Genomic DNA, 19,496 nt, shown 5'->3' with positions numbered 1-19,496 from the left:
GCGAAACGGTTCTGGCTAGGCGCTGCGTCACAGGCAGTACGAACGGTACGACAAGACGCGGCAACGAAGCCAGAAGAGTTTTGTGAGCCGCTCTTACCAGGTGTCGATGAAGCGGTGCCCCAGCGGCGCCACCTGCGCCGACGCCAGCCCCCGCGCCAGCCAGGCCCGCGTGTCGGCCGGGTCGATCACCGCGTCGATCTCCAGCGTAGCCGCCATGTGCATGGCCTCACCGTTGGCGTACGACTTGGCGAGCAGCTTGGCAAACAGCGCGTCGCGCTCGGTGCCCTCGGGCAGCGCTTCCAGTTCCTTGCGAAAGCCCAGGCGCACGGCGCCTTCGAGCCCCATGGCGCCGAACTCACCTGTGGGCCAGGCGACGGTGAAAACGGGTGCGTGAAAGCCCCCGGCCGTCATGCCCATGGCGCCCAGGCCATAGCCCTTGCGCAGCACCACGCTGAAGGTCGGCACGCGCAGGCTGGCGGCGGTGACGAACAGGCGGCTCACATGGCGCACCTGGGCCGTGGCCTCGACCTCGGGACCGACCATGAAGCCGGGCGTGTCCACCAGGCTCACGATGGGCAGGCCATGCGCGTTGCACAGCTGCATGAAGCGCGCGCCCTTGTCGGCCGCGTCGGCATCGATGGCGCCACCCAGGTGTTGCGGGTTGTTGGCCAGCAGGCCCACGGGGCGGCCTTCGATGCGCGCGAGTGCGGTGTGAATGCCTGCACCGAAGCCGGTGCGCAGCAGCAGCAAGCTGCCCTCGTCCACCAAGCCAGCCATCGCCATGCGGGTGTCGTACACGCGCAGGCGGTTCTCGGGCACCACGGCGCGCAGCAGGCGCTGGCCGGGCGCGGACCACTGCGATGTGCGGCCCTGGAAGAACGACAGGTAGTGGCGCGCGGCCTGCACCGCCCCGGCTTCGTCATCGACCAGCACGTCGATCACGCCATTGGCGTGCTGCACGCTGCTCGGGCCGATCTGCTCGGGCTTAAACACGCCCAGGCCACCGCCTTCGATCATGGCCGGGCCGCCCATGCCGATGTTGCTGGCGCGCGTGGCGATGATCACGTCGCTGCAGCCCAGCAGGGCGGCGTTGCCCGCAAAGCAGCGCCCCGCGGCGATGCCGATGACCGGCACCTGGCCCGACAGCGCGGCGTAGCTGGCGAAGGTGTGCACATGCAGCCCCGCCACGATGGGCATGTCGGTATCGCCCGGGCGGCCGCCGCCGCCTTCGGCAAACAGCACCACGGGCAGCTTCTGCGCCAGCGCGATGCCGAGCATGCGGTCGGTCTTGGCGTGGTTGCGGGCGCCCTGGGTGCCCGCGAGCACGGTGGCGTCGTAGGACATGACCACAGCGCGGGACTTCTCGTCGCCAAACAGTGCGCCGTTGATGCCGCCAATGCCCGTGACCATGCCGTCGGCGGGCGTGTTGGCAATCAGGTCTTCCTTGCTGCGGCGGCGGGCCTGCGCGGCGATGGCCAGGGCGCCGTATTCGATGAAGCTGCCGTCGTCGCACAGGTCGGCAATGTTCTCGCGCGCGGTGCGGCCGCCTTGAGCGTGGCGCTTGGCGATGGCCTCGGGCCGTGCGGCATCGAGCGTGAAGGCGTGGCGGTCGATGACACGTTGCAGGTCGGCGCGGATGTGGTCGGGGTCGTGTGCCGTGTGGTCCTGCAATCCCAGATCGGCCGCGTCTTCCACGGCCTCCAGCACCAGCAGTGGCTGGCCCTGAACCACGTAGCCGCCAGCCACAGCCAGCAGTGCGCCCACGCGGCCCGAGTGTGGAGCCAGCAGCACATGCTCCATCTTCATGGCTTCGAGCACGGCCAGCTCGGCGCCTGCGGCGACCACATCGCCCTCGGCCACGCTCAGCTGCACCAGGCGGGCGGGCATGGGGGCCAGCACGGCGCCTTCGGGTGCGTCAGAGGCGATCTGCGGGTCTTTTTGCCCTGTAGCGCTATTCGGATATGCCTTAGCGGCTATATCTTTAGTAGCAACCAGAAGCTCTGGCAGCACAGACTCCAGCCAGCGCGTGTGCACCTGCTGGCTCTCCATTTCTTGCCGCGCAGCCAGCGCCTGCAGCAGCACCAGGTTGGTGGCAACGCCGTCGATGCGGCACTCGGCCAGTACGCGCTGCGAGCTGCGCAGTGCGTCGGCAAAACGCGGGCTGCGCGTGTGCACGACGAGCTTGGCCAGCAGCGTGTCGTAGTGCGGCGATGGCGTGGCGCCTGCTGCGCCGTGCGTGTCCACGCGCACGCCAGGGCCTGCGGGCAGATCGAAACGGCGCAGCGTGCCACTGCCAGGGGCGGCGTTGCCCTGCGCGTCCAGCGTTTCGGCGTTGATGCGCCACTGAATCGCAAAGCCCAACACGGTGGGCGGTGCGGCAGGGTCGAGACCGATGTCCTGCAGCCTGCGGCCCGCCGCCAGCGCGATCTGCGCCTGCACCAGGTCCACGCCAGTGACCTCTTCGGTGATGGTGTGCTCCACCTGCAGGCGCGGGTTGCATTCGATGAACACAAAAGGCAGGTCGGCGCTGGCCAGGTCCACCAGAAACTCGAAGGTGCCCAGGCCCTGGTAGTCCACGGCACGCGCCATGGACAGCGCGGCCGTGGTGATGCGCTCACGCAATGCGCCCGGCAGCGAGGGGCTGGGCGCGATCTCCACCACTTTCTGAAAGCGCCGCTGCAGCGTGCATTCGCGCTCGCCCAGGGCGATCACCTCGCGCCCGTCGCCCAGCACCTGCACTTCGATGTGGCGGGCGTTGCTCATCAGGCGCTCGACGTACACACCGTCCACACCAAACGCGGCCTGCGCCTCGCTGCGGCAGCGCGCGTGGGCAACGGGCAAGTCATCGGCCGACGCCACCGCGCGCATGCCGCGCCCGCCGCCGCCCCCGATAGCCTTGATCACGATGCCGGCATGGGCGTGCTGCGCAAAGAAGGCCTGCGCCTCCTGCAGCGTCACCGCCGTCTGCGTGCCGGGCATCAGCGGCACGCCCTGCTGCTGCGCCAGCGCGCGGGCCTGCGCCTTGTCGCCGAACAGCGCCAGTTGCGCAGGCGTGGGGCCGATGAAGCGCAGCCCCGCTTCGCCGCAGGCACGGGCGAAGTCGGCCCGCTCGCTCAAGAAGCCGTAGCCCGGGTGCACGGCATCACAGCCCTGCGCCTGGGCGATGGCGATGAGGCGCGCGCCGTCCAGGTAGGCGGCGGGGCCGGTGGCGCCCAGCGCCACGGCCACACTGGCCGTCTGCACATGGGGGCTGGCGGCGTCGTCGTCGGCATACACGGCCACGCTGGCAATGCCCAGGTCATGCAGGGCTCGCACGGTACGCAGTGCGATTTCGCCCCGGTTGGCAACCAGCACTTTGGTGAACAGAACAGAAGATGGCATGGGGCAGTTGCTCTATTTTTTATAGCTACCAGCGCATATTCATCTAGCGCCAGCGGCTGATTTTTCACTCAATCAAGCAATATCACGCAGTAGGCGGCGCAGCACCTTGCCCGCGCCCGTGGCGGGCAGCGCGTCGATGAAGCGCACCTCGCGCGGTGCCTTGTAGGGCGCCATGTTGTCGCGGCACCAGGCCACCAGGGCGGCGGCATCCACGTCCTGGCCGGGCTTCTTGACGATGAAGGCGCGCACCACCTCGCCCTTTTCCGCATCGGGCACGCCGATCACAGCGGCCTGGGCCACGGCAGGGTGTTTGATGAGCAAGGTCTCGACCTCTTCGGGGAACACGCTGTAGCCCGAGACCTTGATCATTTCCTTGAAGCGGCCGATGAAGGTGAGGTAGCCGTCCGCGTCGATTTGGCCCATGTCACCGGTGTAGACCCAGCCGTCCTTCAGCGTCTTGGCCGTGGCCTCGGGCTTGTTCCAGTAGCCCTTGAAGTTGCCGGGGCCGTGGATGGTGATCTCGCCCACCTCGCCTGCGGCCAGTGGCGCGCCGGTGTCGGGGTCCACGATGCGGATCGTGTTGCCCGGAACGGGTTTGCCCTGGGTGCCCCAGCGGATCGCGTCCACCGGCATGGCGGTGTCCACGGTGTGGGTTTCAGACAAGCCGTAGGCCGCCTCGTGCGCAATGCAGTTCGGCGCGAACTGCTGCCACTGCTGGGCGAGCTGCTCGGTGAAGGTGATGCCAAAGCTGGTGACCGGGTTGCGGCGCAGCGCGCTCCAGTCCATGTCGCGCACGCCCGGCACCTGCATGAGCGCGCCGTTCATGGGCGCAATGCTGTACCACCAGGTGACGCGGTGGCGCTCCAGCGCCTGGGCCACGCCCAGCGGGTCAAAGCGGTACAGCAGCACGGCCGTGGCGCCGGTGTAGATGGGCAGGTTCACGCCCATCACCATGCCGGCGATGTGGTACAGCGGGGCCACTGCCAGCAGCGTTTCGTGCGGTGTCATGCCATTGCAGTCGGCCGACGCGGCGGTCTTGAAGGTGGCGTTGCCGTAGCTCAACATCGCGCCCTTGGGCAGGCCGGTGGTGCCCGAGGTGTAGGTCATGAGCGAGACGTCGTCCATCGCCAGCGCCACGGGCGCAGGCCGCGCGCCGGTGCGGGTGGCGGCCAGGAAGTCTTCGCAGCCCGCAGGCACCGGGCCCATGGCGGTGCGCATGTTCAGCAGCTCGGCGGGCACGTCGATGCTGGGTGCGCCGTCTGGCAACAGCTCGGCATAGCGCACCACAAACACATGCTGCAGCGCCGTCTTGGCGCGCACCTTGTCTACCACGGGCAGCAGCACGTCGGCCGCGACGATCACGCGCGCCTGCAGGTCGGTGAGCTGGTATTCCAGCTCGTGCTCCTTGTTCAGCGGCCCGCAGGGGCAGACGATGGCGCCGATCTTCTGGATACCGTAGTGCGCCATCACGTACTGGGGGCAGTTGTTCATGAACAGGGCCACGGGCTCGCCCTTGGCCACCCCCAGCGCCTGCAGGCGCGCGGCGAAGGCATCGCTGGCCGTGTCGAGCTGCGCCCAGGTGATGGGCTGGCCGTACCAGAGGTAGGCGGTGCGGTCGGGCGTTTCGCCCGCGTAGCGGCGCAGGTGTTCGTGCAGCGGCAGCTGCGGTGTGGCAGAAGGCATGGCGTTGTCTCCGAGGTGTCTGGAATCGCTGGTTCTTGGGGTTTTTGCTAGGTGCTCGCACCCGCCAGCGTCTTGCCAATATATACCGCTCGGTAGAACAATGCTACCCATGGGTATAAATCTATCGTCGCGCAAAGGACACCGATGAACCAGCAGCCCCCCGTGCAGGCCAGCGGCCGCCAGAAGGCCGCCACGGCCGGGTCCGACGAGAAGCGCGAACGCATCCTGCGCGCAGCCGAGGCGCTGTTCGATGCGCAGGGTTACGCCAACACCACCATCGAGCAGATCGTGCAGCAGCTGGGCGTGACCAAGCCCTTTGTGTACTACTACTTTCGTAACAAGCAGGAGATCTTCGAGACGCTGTCCTGGGCGCCTGCTGTGGCGTGTTTCACTGCGATGGACTTTGCGGCGGACGATGACCGGCCTGCGCATGTGAAGGTGACGGAGGGCATCGAGCGGCTGATCCGCGCCACGCTGGAGCACCACCCCTCGGCCTTCTTCCCGTACCGCGAGCCGCAGGTGTACCGGCCCGAGTACCTGGCGGCGCAGAAGGATCTGGCGAACCACTTCTACGACCGGCTGTGCGCATTGCTGGAACAAGGCCGCGAGGACGGCATGTTCGAGTTCAACGACACCAAGATCACCGCGCTGGCTGCCTGCAGCCTGCCCGGCTTTCTCTACAACTGGTACCGCCCTGACGGCCGCCTGTCGCAAGACGAGGTGGCGCAGGAGCTGGCGCAGCTGGCCTGGCGCGTGCTGGGGCTACGGCGCACCCGCAAGCGCAACCCAGCCTGACGCGCACCGCAGCGCCCCTACATCCAGCACTACAACCACCGGAGACAAAACCCATGAAAACCGTGTTCCTCACCCCCCTGGCCGCTGCGGCGGCGCTACTCATCGGCGCGGCCGCCAGCGCGCAGGAGACCTTCAAGGTCGCCTACATCGACCCGCTGTCGGGCCCGTTTGCCAACGTGGGGGAGCTGATGCTCACGCACACGCAGTACGCCATCGAGGACATCAATGCCAAGGGCGGCGTGCTCAAGGGCACCAAGCTGCAGTTGCTGCAATTCGACAGCAAGCTCTCGGCGCAGGAGAGCCAGAGCGCGTTGCAGGCCGCCATTGACCAAGGGGCCAAGGCCATCGTGACGGGCGGCTCGGGTTCGTCCGTGGTCACGGCGCTGGTGCAGGCGGCGGCGCGCCACAACCAGCGCAACCCGGGCAAGGAGATCCTGGTGCTGAATCACTCCTCGATCGACCCCGAGCTGACGGGCAAGGCGTGCAATTTCTGGCACTTCCAGTTCGAGGCCAACACGGCCATGAAGATGAAGGCCATTGCCAACTACATCAAGAAGCAGCCGGACATCAAGAAGGCGTACCTGCTGAACCAGGACTACGCGCACGGCAAACAGTGGGCGCACTACGGCCGCGAGATGGTGGGCCTGGCGCGACCCGATATCCAGTTTGTGGGCGAGGCGCTGCACCCCATCGGCCGCGTGAAAGACTTCGCGCCCTACCTCGCCAAGGTCAAGAGCACGGAGGCCGACTCGGTCATCACCGGCAACTGGGGTCAGGACATGACGCTGCTGCTCAAGGCCGCGGGTGACGCGGGCTACAACCTGCGCTACTTCAACCACAGCGCGGGCTCCATCCCGGGCACGGTGCTGGCGGTGTCGCAGGCCAAGCAGGGCCAGCTGACCTGGGTGGCCGAGTGGCACCCCGGCCAGGCCGACACCCCCAAGGTGGACGCGCTGGCCAAAACCTACAAGGCCAAGACGGGCAAGGACTTTCTCGCGCCGCGCATCGAGATGACGCCCCGCTTCCTGGCGGCCGCCATCAACAAGGCCCAGTCCACCGACCCGGTGAAGGTGGCGCGCGCGCTGGAAGACCTGACGCTGGAATCGGTGGTGGGCCCCGTGCGCATGCGCGGCGAAGACCACCAGCTGCTGTTGCCGCAGGTGGTCAACACCATCGCGCCGGTGGACGGCAAGGCCGTGAAGGTGGGCTGGGAGGGCACGAACTACGGCTTCCGCACCGATGCGGCCTACACCGGCAATGAGCTGGCGCAGGGCACGGACTGCAAGATGGCGCGGCCCTGACACCACGGCGCATCAGCGCGCGGTAGACCCCACGGCAGCAGCTGCCATGGGCCGCCGCTACCATGGCCGGTCATCGCATTCATTGACCCGCCCCACAAGGACCGCGCCCATGCCCGACTTTCGCAGCGACACCGTCACCCAGCCCACGCCCGCCATGCGCGAGGCCATGTTCAAGGCCCCGCTGGGCGACGATGTGTTTGCCGACGACCCTTCGGTGAATGCACTGCAGGACCATGCGGCCGAGCTGCTGGGTTTTGAGGCCGCGTTGTTCGCCCCCTCCGGCACGCAGACCAACCTGATCGCGCTATGGGGCCACTGCCAGCGCGGCGACGAGGCCATCGTGGGCCAGAGCTGGCACACCTACCGCTGGGAGGCGGGCGGCATGGCGGTGCTGGGCTCCATCCAGCCCCAGCCGGTCGAGACCCAGCCCGACGGCACCTTGCGCCTGACCGACATCGCCGCCGCCATCAAGCCGGACGACCCGCACTTTGCGCGCACCCGCCTGGTGGTGCTGGAAAACACCACCGGTGGTCAGGTGCTGCCGCCCGCCTACATCGCCGAGGTGGCGCAACTGGCGCGCAGCCGGGGGCTGGCCATGCACCTGGACGGCGCACGCATGTTCAACGCGGCCACGGCCAATGCCGCGCGCAACGGCACCGATGTGTACGACGAGGCGCGCGCGCTGTGCAGCCACTTTGATTCCGCATCGCTGTGCCTGAGCAAGGGCCTGGGCGCGCCCGTGGGCTCGCTGGTGCTGGGCTCGCGCGACTTCATCCGGCAGGCCCGCCGCACCCGCAAGATTTTGGGCGGTGGCATGCGGCAGGCGGGTGTGCTGGCGGCCGCCGGCCACTACGCGCTGCAGCACCATGTGCGGCGTCTTGCCGAAGACCACGCCCGCCTGGACCGGCTGGCCCAAGGCCTGGCCGAAGCCAACCGCAGCCACCCCGCGCTGCAAGGCCGCATCACAGTGCTGCCATGGCAGACCAACATCCTGTTCACCGACCTGCATGCAGAGGTGGCGCCCGCATTCACCGCCTGGCTGGCGCAGCATGGCGTGCGCGTGACCAGTAGCCTGTATGGCGGCGCCATGCGGCTGCGCTGGGTGACGCACCTGGATGTGAGAGAGGCGGATGTGACGGCAGCGCTGGACTGCGTGGCGCGCTTCGCGGGCTGATGCACTCCCGGCGTCAGGCGGCGGGGTAAGTCCGCCCGCCGAAGATGCCGGTGCCCACGCGCACCAGGGTGCTGCCCGCCTGGATGGCGGCTTCCAGATCGGCCGTCATGCCCAGGGACAGGGTGTCAAACTGCCCCAGGCGGGGCTCTTCCGCGGCCAATATCTGGTCAAAAAGCCTTCTGGCGCTAGTGTGTATTGCCAGTTGCGCTTCCAATTCAGGAGCATGGTCCGGGATGCTCATGAGCCCCCGCACGGCAAGCCGTGGCAGTTTTGCGACAGCGCGCACCAGCTCCAGGGCCTCGGCCGGGGCCACGCCGGACTTGGTGGGCCCCCCGTCGATGTTGACCTGGATGCACACCTGCAGGGGCGGCAGGTGATCGGGCCGCTGGGCCGACAGGCGCTCGGCGATCTTGAGCCGGTCCACCGTGTGGACCCAGTCAAAGTGCTCGGCCACCAGGCGGGTCTTGTTGCTCTGAATGGGGCCAATGCAGTGCCACTGCAGCGCCACATCAGGCAAGGCAGTGCGCACGGCGGCAATCTTGTCCACGCCCTCCTGGATGTAGTTCTCGCCAAAGGCACGCTGGCCTGCGGCCGCCGCCTCCAGCACCGCATCGGCGCCAAAGGTCTTGGAAACGGCCAGCAGGCCCACCTGGGCCGGGTCGCGCCCGGCGGCCTGGCATGCCCGGGCAATCCTGCCCATAACCTGTTGGAGGTTGTTAGCAATCGTGGTCATAATGTTTGGCAAGCGTACCAAACGATAGAGGGACTCCGTGGACATTACCCAATTGCTCGCGTTCAGCGTGAAGAACAAGGCCTCCGACCTGCACCTTTCCGCCGGTCTGCCGCCCATGATCCGGGTCCACGGCGACGTGCGGCGCATCAACGTCGATGCGCTGGACCACAAGACGGTGCACGCCATGGTGTACGACATCATGAGTGACGCGCAGCGCAAGACGTATGAAGAGTTCCTGGAGGTGGACTTTTCGTTCGAGATCGAAGGCCTGGCCCGTTTCCGCGTCAACGCCTTCAACCAGAACCGTGGCGCAGCCGCCGTGTTCCGGACGATTCCGAGCAAGATCCTGACGCTGGAGCAGCTGAACGCCCCCAAGATCTTCGGCGATCTGGCGCTCAAACCACGCGGCCTGGTGCTGGTGACCGGCCCCACGGGCTCGGGCAAGTCCACCACGCTGGCCGCCATGGTCAACTTCCTCAACGAGTCCGAATACGGCCACATCCTCACGGTGGAAGACCCGATCGAATTCGTGCACGAGTCCAAGAAGTGCCTGATCAACCAGCGTGAAGTCGGCCCGATGACGCTGTCGTTCGCGGCAGCCCTGAAGTCCGCACTGCGTGAGGACCCGGACGCCATCCTGGTGGGCGAAATGCGCGACCTGGAAACCATTCGCCTGGCCATGACGGCTGCTGAAACGGGCCACTTGGTGTTCGGCACGCTGCACACCTCCAGCGCCGCCAAGACCATTGACCGGATCATCGACGTGTTCCCGGCCGAAGAAAAGGAAATGGTCCGCGCGATGTTGTCCGAATCGCTGCAAGCCGTGATCTCGCAGACGCTGTGCAAGACCAAGGACGGATCGGGCCGCGTGGCAGCGCACGAGATCATGCTGGGCACCAGCGCCATCCGCAACCTGATCCGCGAGGCCAAGGTGGCGCAGATGTATTCCACCATCCAGACCAGCAACAGCGTGGGCATGCAGACGCTCGACCAGAACCTCACGGATCTGGTGCGCCGCAACATCATCAGCCCGGCCGAAGCACGCAGCAAGGCCAAGATCCCCGAGAACTTCCCCGGCTGAGCCCCCGACAGCACACACCCATGAACGACTTTGCGGCCCCCGCGGGCGCCGCATACCGGAGCGCGATATGAAAGGCATTTTGAGCCTTCTGAAAATGAAAGCCCGCAGCGGCAAGCCATCGGACGATCACACGGATTCCGTGCTGTTCTCCACCGCTTTTGCAGGCCAGGGTGTAGACGACTCCATGCTGGTGCCCTGGGAGGCCCGCGCTGTGGAAGTGGGCGCCAAGCGCCTGCCCACCAGCCGCGGCGGCAAGCTGCTGCAAGGCCTGTGGGCCAAAGACAAGTACATGGCGCACCTGGACAAGGACGCCGTGGAACGCATGGAGCGCTTTTTCGAGTTTGCGGCCATCCCCTCCAACCGTGACGTGATCCGCCAGGACGAGTACGGCAACTTCATGGTGGTGCTGCTCACCGGCACCATTGCCGTGGACCGCGTGCAGCCCTGGGGCGAGCAGCTGCGCCTGGCCGAGACGCGCCCGGGGGACATCCTGGGCGAGATGTCGCTGCTGGACAGCGGCATCCGCTTTTCGGCCTGCACCACGCTGACCGACTGCGAGATCGCCGTGCTGTCTGCTGAGGCCATGGACGACATGATGACCAAGGACCCGCAACTGGCCGCCAGCCTGATTGCCCTGCTGGCGCGCAAGCTGTCGCTGCGCCTGCGCGTGGTGAGCGCGCGCCTGAGCGACAACCAGAAATGATGCACCTATCCATGACACAAGATCGTCCGGCAGACGACCACCCCCGGGAGAACTTTTGATGGAACGCGATCAGGCCAGTAAATTCATCAATGACCTGCTCAAGCTGATGGTGAGCCGCAATGGCAGCGACTTGTTCATCACGGCAGAGTTTCCGCCCGCCATCAAGGTCGATGGCAAGGTGACCAAGGTATCGCCGCAGCCACTCACGCCCAACCACACACTCACGCTGGCACGCGCGGTCATGAGCGACAAGCAGGTGGCCGACTTCGAGCGCACCAAGGAGTGCAACTTCGCCATCTCGCCGGCTGGCATTGGGCGCTTTCGCGTCAACGCCTTCATCCAGCAGGGCAAGGTGGGCATGGTGCTGCGGACCATTCCGCTCACGCTGCCCACCATCGACGGCCTGGGCGTGCCGCAGGTGCTCAAGGAAGTGACGATGACCAAGCGCGGCCTGTGCATCCTGGTGGGTGCCACGGGTTCGGGCAAATCGACCACGCTGGCCGCCATGGTGGACTGGCGCAACGAGAACTCGTTCGGTCACATCATCACGGTGGAAGACCCGGTGGAGTTTGTGCACCCCCACAAGAACTGCGTGGTGACGCAGCGGGAAGTGGGCCTCGATACCGACAGCTGGGAAGCCGCCCTGAAGAACACGCTGCGCCAGGCCCCCGACGTGATCCTGATGGGCGAAATCCGCGACCGCGAGACCATGGAACACGCGGTGGCATTTGCCGAAACCGGGCACTTGTGTCTGGCCACTCTGCACGCCAACAGCGCCAACCAGGCGCTGGACCGGATCATCAACTTCTTCCCTGAAGAGCGCCGCGCCCAGCTGCTGATGGACCTGTCGCTCAACCTGCGCGCCATGGTCTCGCAGCGCCTGATCCCCAAGCAGGACGGCAAGGGCCGCGCCGCCGCGGTGGAAGTGATGCTCAACACCCCGCTGATCTCCGACCTGATCTTCAAGGGCGAGGTCTCCGAGATCAAGGAGATCATGAAGAAGAGCCGCAACCTGGGCATGCAGACCTTCGACCAGGCGCTGTTCGATGCCTACGAGGCCAACGTCATCAGCTACGAAGACGCGCTGCGCAATGCCGACTCGCTCAATGACCTGCGCCTGCAGATCAAGCTCAACAGCCAGCGCGCCAAGTCGCCCGATCTGGCGCAGGGCACCGAGCATTTCGCGATTGTGTGACGCCAGAGCCAGCCCCACACGCCTTCGCCCAGCTTCACCCGCCCTCCTGGGCGGGTTTTCGTTTTCACCCATACTTTCAGATCATCACGCGATCACACCATGCCAAGCACCAATCCCCGCAACTACGACGCAACCCCCTCCCGCAAGGTCGCCTTTCTGGGCCTGGGCGTGATGGGCTACCCCATGGCAGGCCACCTGGCGCTGGCCGGCCATGAAGTCACGGTGTACAACCGCACCGCTACCAAATCCGTAGCATGGTGCGCAGAATATGCGGGCACCAAAGCCCCAAAACATGCAGCCACGCCCCGCGAGGCAGCCGCGGGCGCCGACATCGTGTTCTGCTGTGTGGGCAATGACGATGATCTGCGCTCGGTCACGCTGGGTGCCGATGGCGCCTTTGCGGGCATGAAGCCCGGCGCGATTTTTGTGGACCACACCACGGCATCGGCCGAAGTGGCGCGCGAGCTGTATGCCGCCGCCCAGGCACTGAGCCTGCAGTTTGTGGATGCGCCCGTGTCCGGCGGCCAGGCCGGGGCACAGAACGGCCTGCTCACGGTAATGTGCGGTGGCGACGCCGCGGCCTTCGAGGCCGCTCAGCCCGTAGCCATGGCGTTCTCGCGCGCCTTCACGCTGCTGGGCGCCAGCGGCTCGGGCCAGTTGGCCAAGATGGTCAACCAGATCTGCATTGCCGGGCTGGTGCAGGCCCTGTCGGAAGCCGTGGCGTTTGGCCAGAACGCCGGGCTGGACATGAAGCAGGTGCTGGAAGTCATTGGCAAGGGCGCCGCGCAAAGCTGGCAGATGGACAACCGTGGCAAGACCATGGTGGACGGCAAGTTCGACTTTGGCTTTGCCGTGGACTGGATGCGCAAGGACCTGGGCCTGGTGCTGGATGAGGCCAAGCGCAACGGATCGCGCGTGCCCGTGACGGCGCTGGTGGACCAGTTCTACGCCGATGTACAAAAGATGGGTGGCAACCGCTGGGATACGTCCAGCCTGATCCAACGCTTGAAATAGCCTCTTGAGCCGCGCCAGCGGTGCCACCCCCCAGGGAAGGCACAACGGCTCAACCAGCGGCTCCTCGGGAGCATTTGCGGGTGCTGCGCCAGTCCCGTGCAGCATGCACGGCGATAGCTGCACTTCAAGAAAAAGTCCCAGGCCACGCAACGCGGCCTGGGACTTGGACCCTACGGTCTGATGCTGCCGTCCTCAGCCCCCGGAAGGCTTGGTATCGGTGGTAACGGGCGCGGGCTGCGGCGCGATGCGACGCAGTTCTTCTTCCGAAACGATCTCGAACACGCGCACCACCTTGCGCACATCGCTCACGCCACGGGCGATGTCCGTGGCACGGTTGGCCTCACGCTGCGAGACACGGCCCATCAGGTAAACCGTGTTGCGCTCGGTCACCACCTTGAAGGAGTTGGCCGAGATGTCCTGCGCATCCACCAGACTCGCGCGCACCTTGCCGGTGATGAAGGTGTCCGTGGACCGCTGGCTCAGCGTGGAGGGGGGCATCACCGCCAGGTCATTGACGACCGAACGCACGTTCTCCACCTGTGACACCATCTGCTCCACCGCTTGGCGGTCCTGGGCCGTGGCAACTTCACCGGTCAACAGCGCCTGGCGGTTGTAGCTGGTCACGTTGACATGGGCCCGGTCGCCCAGCGCTTCGCGAATGCGGTTGGCAGCGCGCAGCTCAATGCCCTCATCCTCGATCTGGGTGCCTGTCGTGCGGCGGTCTACCGCCATCACGCCACCGACCACGGCGCCGCCGACGATCAGGGGCGCGCAGGCCGATAGTGCCGCCGCCAGCGTGGCGGCAGCCAGGGCAGTGCCCACCACGCGGCGGGTGCGGTTCAGGGTTGTTGGGTTCATAGTGGAATCTCCTGTTCACCAAGTAACTGTGCGTCCACGCCGTCGCTCAGGCAGTGCAGTACCAGCGTATGGACTTCGCGCACGCGTGCCGCACGGTCGTGGGGCACGCTGATCAAGACGTCGGTTTCCCGCAGCATGGCGGCGAGCTTGCCGCCGGTGCGACCTGCCAGCACCACCACGGTCATGTCGCGCTCGTGCGCGGCTTCGGCGGCAGCCAGCAGGTTAGGGTCGTTGCCATGGACGGTGAGCGCCAGCAGCACATCGCCCGCCTGGCCCAGCGCACGCACCTGGCGCGCAAACTGCTGGGCGGCATCGGTGCCGCCCACAGCCGCCGTGAGCAGCGTGCTGTCCGATGTGAGCGCCAGCGCCGCCAGCTCGGGGCGTTCGCGCTCAAAGCCGGCCACACAAAAAGCGGCGAACTGCTGCGCCTCGGCGGCTGACGGGCCGTTGCCACAGGCCAGCACCTTGCCGCCGCTCGTCACGCAGGCCAGCACGGCCTGTACGGCAGCGGCAATGGGGTGGCTCAGGGTTTGCGCGGCCTGGTACTTCAGGTCGGCGCTGTCGATGAAATGCTGTTGGATGCGTTGCTCAAGCATGAGGGCCCGATGATACCCGCCGCGTGTTACAGCTTTTGTAGCAAACGGTAGCCACCTGCATTGCGCTGGCGGCCAGTGGGTCGCCCGCCGCTACTGCGCATCGAACGCCGCCTTGAGCCACTGCACCCCCTCCTCCACCAGCACCACGTCAAAACGGCAGGGCGGTGGCGACGGCAAGCGCATCAGGTAGTGCCGCGCGGCAAAGATGATGCGCTGCTGCTTGGTCGCGCTGATGCTGGCCCCGGCGCCGCCAAAGCCGCCATGCGTGCGGCTGCGCACCTCCACAAACACCAGGGTGCCGTCCCGGTCGCGCATCACCAGATCAATCTCACCCCCGCCGCGCCCGGGCGTCCGATAATTGCGCACCGCCAGCTGCAGGCCGGCCGCCTGCAGATGGGTCAATGCCTGATCCTCGGCAGCGTTACCTCGATCACGCGTGGTGACTTTTTTGGCAGCGCCTGGGGCGGCAACGTCGGGTGGTCTTTTTCCAAGGAAATTCATTGAGCGCATCTTTCGCTTCAGCCCAGAGCGCGGCGCACGACGCCGCCGCTGCGCAGCATTATCCGCAGGGCGCGCTGTACGTGGTGGCCACGCCCATCGGCAACCTGGCCGACATCACCCTGCGGGCCCTGCACGTGCTGCAACTGGCCGACACGGTGGCCTGCGAAGACACGCGCCATACGCAGTCCATGCTGCGTGCCTACGGCATCGACAAGGGCGCCAGCCAGTTGCTGGCCGTGCACCAGCACAACGAGGCCGAAGCCGCGCAGAACGTGGTGCACCGGCTGCAGCAAGGCCAGCGCGTGGCCTATGTGAGCGACGCAGGCACCCCCGGCGTGAGCGACCCTGGCGCACGTCTGGTAGCGGCAGTACAGGCCGCAGGCCTGCGCGCCGTGCCACTGCCGGGCGCCAGCAGCATCACCACCGCACTGAGCGTGGCCGGCGCCGTGGCCCACAGCACCGAGCATGGCGGCTTTGTGTTTGCAGGCTTCCTGCCCGTCAAGAACGCGGAACGTGCCAACGTGATTGCCCAGCAGCTGGCCCACGAGCCCCGGTGCGTGGTGCTGCTCGAAGCCCCCCATCGCATTGGCGAACTGGCCCAGGCCCTGGCCGTGCTGGGCGAGCGCCCCGTCACCCTGGCGCGCGAGCTGACCAAACAGTTTGAAGAAGTCACCACCCAGCCCGCACAGGCGCTGACCGCGTGGCTGGATGGGTCCCCCCAGCGCTCGCGCGGCGAGTTTGTGGTGCTGCTGCACCCGGTGCCGGTGGTCAGCGACGCGGGCGACAGCCACCGCGTGCTGCGCCTGTTGCTGGCCGAGCTGCCCCTGAAGACCGCCGTGCGCCTGGCTGCCGAGATCACGGGCGCATCGCGCAACCTGCTGTACGACACCGCGCTGGAGTGGAAGCGCGAAGACGGGGCGCAGGACTGACGCCAGATGCTTCTAAGCAGCGTTTTGAGCGTTTTCGGGCGGTAGCGCTAGTGCAACATGCTCTGTCAGCTATTTAATTGATAGCGATCTGGGGTGCATCACTACCGCGAAACCGCCAGGCCCGCAGCCACCCCGCCAAACAGATCGCCCTCCACCTGCGGGGTTGCCGGGAAGGCCGTGCGCAGCGCCTGCCGCAAGGGCCGCAATGCCGACGAGCCCCCGGTCAGGTAGATCGCATCCACCCCCCCATCGCCCAAGCCCGCCAGCTGCAGGCAATCGCGTGCGCAGGCCACCACCTGTTCCAGCGGCTGCGCCAAGGACTGCGCCAATCCGGGCGGCGTAACCGCTGCGCTGAGCCCGGCCTCGACCCAATCCAGCGGCATGGGCGCCTCGGCATCGGCCAGCGAAGCCGCGATCTTGGCCTGCTCCACCGTGTTGGCCAGGCGGTGGCCCAGCCGCTCGTTCAGCACCCGCATCAGCCGGGCGTGCAACGCGGCATCGGCATAGTCGGTGCGCAAGTTCTGCGCGTCGCGCAGCGCGCGCGGCGAATACAGCCACTGGATCAGGTGCCAGGTCGAGAGGTCAAAAAACACGCGGCTGGGCACCTCGCGCCCCGTCGGGCCGATGTGGCGAAAGCCCAGCAGCGGCATGAGCAGGTCCAGGCTCAGGCGCCGGTCAAAGTCCGTGCCGCCGATGTGCACGCCGGTGGTGGCCAGCACATCGCTGCTACGGTCGGCCCGGGCCATGCGCTCGGGGCCCAGGCGCACCACGGTGAAGTCCGAGGTGCCGCCGCCAATGTCCACCACCAGCACCAGCGACTCCCGGTCGATGCGCTGCTCATAGTCCAGCGCGGCCGCAATGGGCTCGAACTGAAAGCTCACGTTCTCGAACCCTGCAGACAGCGCGGCCTGGCGCAGCGCGTCTTCGGCCTGCTGATCGCGCGCGGCATCGCCGTCCACAAAATGCACCGGCCGCCCCATCACCACCCGCGCGGGCATACCACCCAGCTCGTCACGGGCCTTTTGCGCCAGCATCCGCAAGAAGAGGCCGATGATGTCCTGGTAGCTGACCAGCTGGTTATGCACTGCGGTTTTGTCCTGCAGGAGCGCACTGCCCAGCAGGCTTTTGAGCGAGCGCATCAGCCGCCCCTCGGTACCCGCCAGGTACTGCGCCACCGCATCGCGCCCAAAGTGCGTGCGCTGGTCTTCCGCATTGAAGAACAGTGCCGTGGGCAACGTGGGGGCATCCCCCTCCAGTGCCACCATTCGCGACAGGCCCGCACCCCGCCGCACCGCCATCGCGGAATTGGAAGTGCCAAAGTCGATACCAAGGGTGGTGTCCTGCAGAAGGAGCATGGGAGATGTGGGGAGAGACAACAAGGAATGCGGCGCGGTGCCGACGGCAGCCCGCACCAAGGCAACGGCAGGACCGCGGCATACGGCACCAGCCGTGCGGGCGTGACCCGCGTTGGCAGCGTGCAATTGAAAAAGCCCTTGATTCTTACAAATCAAGGGCTTTTATTTGGTGGCTGGGGCGGAATCGAACCACCGACACAAGGATTTTCAATCTCTCAAAAAATCCTTGCGCAGCAACGGCCAACAAGAAAAAGCCCTCTACAAAAGGGAGCGGGATTGTGCCACGTCGAGCCGCATGAATCCGTCGCTCCCCTCCGATTTGTAGAAGCACCGCAAGCCCATCCGTGCGATAGACTGCGCCGATGGCAGGATCTACCAACGACACTCCCGAGCTTCAGGCAGAGAAACAGACCATTGGCTCCGAGATCATCAAGGCTCGTGAGCTGCTTGGCCTCACCCAGGCAGAGCTAGCAACGCGCAGTCAGGTATCGCTTTCCGCCATCAAGGGATATGAAACGGGAAGAAATTTTCCCGGAGCTCGTGAGATCAAGCAGCTATGCCAAGTCCTCCGAATCAGTCCCAACCGACTCATTTTTGGAGATGAGAACCCGTTTCCTGAACGGACGTGGCACCACAAGATGGAGTCAACTTCCGCTGAGCCAATTGACTACAAGACTCGATTGGAATTTTTGCTCCCGCTTCTCTCCTCAAGCGAGTGCGCAGCTTTCTACCAACTCGCCAATGCCCTCGCTACGGCAAGACACGGAGTGAAGGCAACGGTAGAGCGCCGCAGGTCTGCAGAGGCCGAAAGTGGCATCAATCTCTTTGTGGCGACGGGCAAATTTGAAGCCACCCTTCACGGGAAGCTGCTGGTCGATACAGAAGTCGCTCGAAAGTACGCCGCCTCTATCCTCACGGCAGCGGACGAAACCGACAAGGTGAATCGGGGCGATCCAACCTAGCGCCTTTCTTAGAAAGTTTTACAACCCGCTCCCCCCAACGCTCACTTCATCAGGTCTGCAAAAAAATAAATTTGACGTTTTCAAAACCATGCCATAAAGTCTCAATTACACCCATGTGGGTGTTTTTGACACGAGGCATACATGAACACATCAAAGAAGGGCGTTTCGCCCGAACAGCTGCGCCAGGCAGCCAAAGACCTCAACCTAACGGTTGCGGCAATTGCAGAGGGGACCGGCCTGTCCAAGGCCTACATCAGCGAGTTCCGCAACGAAACCCGCAATCTCTCTGCCTCCCAGCAGGCCCAACTGCGCACCTACCTCGAAGCCCAATACAAGGAACAGGGCCAGGACTTCCCCGAAGCGCAGGACACCAGCGACCAAGACCTGCTGCAGGGCCTGGGCGGCATGGTCAAGCGCATCACGCGCCCTGCCATCCTGCTGTCTGAGGATGTGCCCGCAGCCCAGGCGGAAAAGCTCGCTGACCTGATCGAGGCCAACCGCCTCAAGGTGGGCGACATCCTGAACACCGAGTTCGCCACGGGTGGATTTTTCGGTGGCGAATTCTCGGAAGCCACCGAGAACGCAATCCGCGAAATCTTCGCGCTGCTGGCCTTGAACTACGTGGCCATCCTGATGCTGCAGGGCCGGAACATCGCCCGCAAGTTGCCAGAAGGTGCCCAGCCCAAGACCATGGGGGACTGGCTCTCGGGCTACCTGGCGGCATCGCCACTGGCCGATCTGCTGCCCGAGGCTGACCCTGCCGATGCCGAAGCGGAGGCAGCATGAACACCTTCACCACCCCTATCTCGATGGTCGCCGGCTCTGGCAAGGGCGCAGCCCTGGCCGCCGGCGTTATCGGACTGCTTTTGATGCTGGCGCTTGCGTCCAAGAGCGATCCGACAGCACGCAATCAGACCACCGGACGGTGATTTTGATGCGGTCAGAACCGTCAAAACCCAGTTCTGATGCGGGTTTCGGGCCTGTTGCGTCTGCGGCGGTCGCGCAGACAGCAGCGGGCACCGACTGGCCTACGCGCAGTAGCGGCGGCCAACACGCACGCAGCAGCCAGGCGGCCCCTTTCAATGCCAAACAGGGTGCCTGCGCATCCCCCCGCCCTGCCCAGACGTGGCGCCACAAGGCGCCGACCGGGGCACCCGCTTGCACGCCAGTGCATGCGGGGGAGGAGGGAACCACGTCCATCAGGGCGCTCGCGCCCAGCACTGCCAGCGCCACCG

The 19,496-nt window shown here is 66.0% G+C and carries 18 protein-coding genes; 11 read left to right on the top strand and 7 right to left on the bottom strand.

Annotated elements, in window-relative coordinates:
• Positions 1-93 precede the first annotated feature (93 nt).
• Positions 94-3,366, bottom strand: a complete 3,273-nt coding sequence (locus C8C99_RS17000) for a carboxyl transferase domain-containing protein (protein ID WP_108627215.1) — start codon at positions 3,364-3,366, stop codon at positions 94-96.
• Between the two features lie 87 nt (positions 3,367-3,453).
• Positions 3,454-5,064 carry an AMP-binding protein gene (locus tag C8C99_RS16995; protein WP_108626374.1) on the bottom strand — a complete coding sequence of 537 codons (1,611 nt, stop codon included), beginning with the start codon at positions 5,062-5,064 and terminating at the stop codon, positions 3,454-3,456.
• Positions 5,065-5,208: 144 nt separating this feature from the next.
• Between C8C99_RS16995 and C8C99_RS16990 the strand changes: the two genes are divergently transcribed.
• From C8C99_RS16990 to ltaE, 3 genes are all read left to right on the top strand, one after another.
• Complete coding sequence (locus C8C99_RS16990; RefSeq protein ID WP_056641917.1) at positions 5,209-5,859, top strand: TetR/AcrR family transcriptional regulator; 651 nt, start codon at positions 5,209-5,211, stop codon at positions 5,857-5,859.
• A 53-nt stretch (positions 5,860-5,912) separates the two neighbouring features.
• The gene (locus tag C8C99_RS16985) at positions 5,913-7,160 is read left to right on the top strand and encodes a branched-chain amino acid ABC transporter substrate-binding protein (RefSeq protein ID WP_108626373.1); all 1,248 of its coding nucleotides are present in this window, start codon (positions 5,913-5,915) and stop codon (positions 7,158-7,160) included.
• 109 nt (positions 7,161-7,269) lie between these two features.
• Positions 7,270-8,334, top strand: coding sequence for a low-specificity L-threonine aldolase (ltaE, locus tag C8C99_RS16980; protein ID WP_056641908.1), 1,065 nt, complete (start codon positions 7,270-7,272; stop codon positions 8,332-8,334).
• 13 nt (positions 8,335-8,347) lie between these two features.
• Here the strand turns inward: ltaE and C8C99_RS16975 are convergent, their stop codons facing one another.
• The gene (locus C8C99_RS16975) at positions 8,348-9,067 is read right to left on the bottom strand and encodes a YggS family pyridoxal phosphate-dependent enzyme (RefSeq protein WP_108626372.1); all 720 of its coding nucleotides are present in this window, start codon (positions 9,065-9,067) and stop codon (positions 8,348-8,350) included.
• Positions 9,068-9,104: 37 nt separating this feature from the next.
• On the opposite strand from C8C99_RS16975, the gene C8C99_RS16970 reads away from it, so the two are divergent.
• The 4 genes from C8C99_RS16970 (at position 9,105) to C8C99_RS16955 (ending at position 13,060) form a co-directional block, all read left to right on the top strand.
• Complete coding sequence (locus tag C8C99_RS16970) at positions 9,105-10,148, top strand: type IV pilus twitching motility protein PilT (protein WP_056641897.1); 1,044 nt, start codon at positions 9,105-9,107, stop codon at positions 10,146-10,148.
• Positions 10,149-10,215: 67 nt separating this feature from the next.
• Positions 10,216-10,851 carry a cyclic nucleotide-binding domain-containing protein gene (locus C8C99_RS16965; RefSeq protein ID WP_056641894.1) on the top strand — a complete coding sequence of 212 codons (636 nt, stop codon included), beginning with the start codon at positions 10,216-10,218 and terminating at the stop codon, positions 10,849-10,851.
• Positions 10,852-10,909: 58 nt separating this feature from the next.
• A complete protein-coding gene (locus C8C99_RS16960; protein ID WP_056641891.1) occupies positions 10,910-12,046 on the top strand; it encodes a PilT/PilU family type 4a pilus ATPase in 1,137 nt (378 codons plus the stop codon).
• A 99-nt stretch (positions 12,047-12,145) separates the two neighbouring features.
• Positions 12,146-13,060: an NAD(P)-dependent oxidoreductase gene (locus tag C8C99_RS16955; protein ID WP_056641888.1), complete on the top strand. Its 915-nt coding sequence runs from the start codon at positions 12,146-12,148 to the stop codon at positions 13,058-13,060.
• 192 nt (positions 13,061-13,252) lie between these two features.
• Here the strand turns inward: C8C99_RS16955 and C8C99_RS16950 are convergent, their stop codons facing one another.
• The 3 genes from C8C99_RS16950 to C8C99_RS16940 form a co-directional block, all read right to left on the bottom strand.
• Positions 13,253-13,918 (bottom strand): BON domain-containing protein, encoded by a 666-nt coding sequence (locus tag C8C99_RS16950; protein ID WP_056641885.1) that lies wholly within the window; start codon positions 13,916-13,918, stop codon positions 13,253-13,255.
• Positions 13,915-14,514: an SIS domain-containing protein gene (locus C8C99_RS16945; protein WP_056641881.1), complete on the bottom strand. Its 600-nt coding sequence runs from the start codon at positions 14,512-14,514 to the stop codon at positions 13,915-13,917. The genes C8C99_RS16950 and C8C99_RS16945 overlap by 4 nt, the downstream gene beginning before the upstream one ends.
• A 90-nt stretch (positions 14,515-14,604) precedes the next feature.
• Positions 14,605-15,015, bottom strand: coding sequence for a YraN family protein (locus C8C99_RS16940; RefSeq protein WP_056641878.1), 411 nt, complete (start codon positions 15,013-15,015; stop codon positions 14,605-14,607).
• Here C8C99_RS16940 and rsmI point away from each other — a divergent pair.
• Entirely contained in the window at positions 15,015-15,944 is a 930-nt protein-coding gene (gene rsmI / locus C8C99_RS16935; RefSeq protein ID WP_056641875.1) for a 16S rRNA (cytidine(1402)-2'-O)-methyltransferase, read from the top strand. The two genes, C8C99_RS16940 and rsmI, sit on opposite strands and share 1 nt — an antisense overlap.
• A 101-nt stretch (positions 15,945-16,045) precedes the next feature.
• Here rsmI and C8C99_RS16930 read toward each other — a convergent pair whose 3' ends face one another.
• Positions 16,046-17,299: an Hsp70 family protein gene (locus tag C8C99_RS16930; RefSeq protein WP_056641872.1), complete on the bottom strand. Its 1,254-nt coding sequence runs from the start codon at positions 17,297-17,299 to the stop codon at positions 16,046-16,048.
• A 362-nt stretch (positions 17,300-17,661) separates the two neighbouring features.
• Here C8C99_RS16930 and C8C99_RS16925 point away from each other — a divergent pair, with 362 nt between their 5' ends.
• The 3 genes from C8C99_RS16925 to C8C99_RS23955 all read left to right on the top strand — a co-directional run bounded on the left by C8C99_RS16925 (position 17,662) and on the right by C8C99_RS23955 (position 19,190).
• Positions 17,662-18,261 (top strand): helix-turn-helix domain-containing protein, encoded by a 600-nt coding sequence (locus tag C8C99_RS16925; RefSeq protein ID WP_108626371.1) that lies wholly within the window; start codon positions 17,662-17,664, stop codon positions 18,259-18,261.
• Between the two features lie 141 nt (positions 18,262-18,402).
• Complete coding sequence (locus tag C8C99_RS16920) at positions 18,403-19,047, top strand: helix-turn-helix transcriptional regulator (protein WP_108626370.1); 645 nt, start codon at positions 18,403-18,405, stop codon at positions 19,045-19,047.
• Complete coding sequence (locus tag C8C99_RS23955) at positions 19,044-19,190, top strand: hypothetical protein (protein ID WP_158274175.1); 147 nt, start codon at positions 19,044-19,046, stop codon at positions 19,188-19,190. The genes C8C99_RS16920 and C8C99_RS23955 overlap by 4 nt, the downstream gene beginning before the upstream one ends.
• Positions 19,191-19,496: the final 306 nt, after the last annotated feature.

It is taken from the genome of Acidovorax sp. 107, assembly GCF_003058055.1.
In the GTDB taxonomy this organism is placed as follows: Bacteria; Pseudomonadota; Gammaproteobacteria; order Burkholderiales; family Burkholderiaceae_C; genus Acidovorax.
This window is presented reverse-complemented; position numbering and strand designations above follow the sequence as displayed.

Coding starts and splice junctions, on each gene's coding strand:
- C8C99_RS16955 (WP_056641888.1), top strand. CDS start 12,146: ATGCCAAGCACCAATCCCCGCAACTACGACGCAACCCCCTCCCGCAAG.
- C8C99_RS16950 (WP_056641885.1), bottom strand. CDS start 13,918: ATGAACCCAACAACCCTGAACCGCACCCGCCGCGTGGTGGGCACTGCC.
- C8C99_RS16925 (WP_108626371.1), top strand. CDS start 17,662: ATGGCAGGATCTACCAACGACACTCCCGAGCTTCAGGCAGAGAAACAG.
- ltaE (WP_056641908.1), top strand. CDS start 7,270: ATGCCCGACTTTCGCAGCGACACCGTCACCCAGCCCACGCCCGCCATG.
- C8C99_RS16940 (WP_056641878.1), bottom strand. CDS start 15,015: ATGAATTTCCTTGGAAAAAGACCACCCGACGTTGCCGCCCCAGGCGCT.
- C8C99_RS16920 (WP_108626370.1), top strand. CDS start 18,403: ATGAACACATCAAAGAAGGGCGTTTCGCCCGAACAGCTGCGCCAGGCA.
- C8C99_RS16975 (WP_108626372.1), bottom strand. CDS start 9,067: ATGACCACGATTGCTAACAACCTCCAACAGGTTATGGGCAGGATTGCC.
- C8C99_RS16965 (WP_056641894.1), top strand. CDS start 10,216: ATGAAAGGCATTTTGAGCCTTCTGAAAATGAAAGCCCGCAGCGGCAAG.
- C8C99_RS16960 (WP_056641891.1), top strand. CDS start 10,910: ATGGAACGCGATCAGGCCAGTAAATTCATCAATGACCTGCTCAAGCTG.
- C8C99_RS23955 (WP_158274175.1), top strand. CDS start 19,044: ATGAACACCTTCACCACCCCTATCTCGATGGTCGCCGGCTCTGGCAAG.
- C8C99_RS16985 (WP_108626373.1), top strand. CDS start 5,913: ATGAAAACCGTGTTCCTCACCCCCCTGGCCGCTGCGGCGGCGCTACTC.
- C8C99_RS16930 (WP_056641872.1), bottom strand. CDS start 17,299: ATGCTCCTTCTGCAGGACACCACCCTTGGTATCGACTTTGGCACTTCC.
- C8C99_RS16990 (WP_056641917.1), top strand. CDS start 5,209: ATGAACCAGCAGCCCCCCGTGCAGGCCAGCGGCCGCCAGAAGGCCGCC.
- C8C99_RS16945 (WP_056641881.1), bottom strand. CDS start 14,514: ATGCTTGAGCAACGCATCCAACAGCATTTCATCGACAGCGCCGACCTG.
- C8C99_RS16995 (WP_108626374.1), bottom strand. CDS start 5,064: ATGCCTTCTGCCACACCGCAGCTGCCGCTGCACGAACACCTGCGCCGC.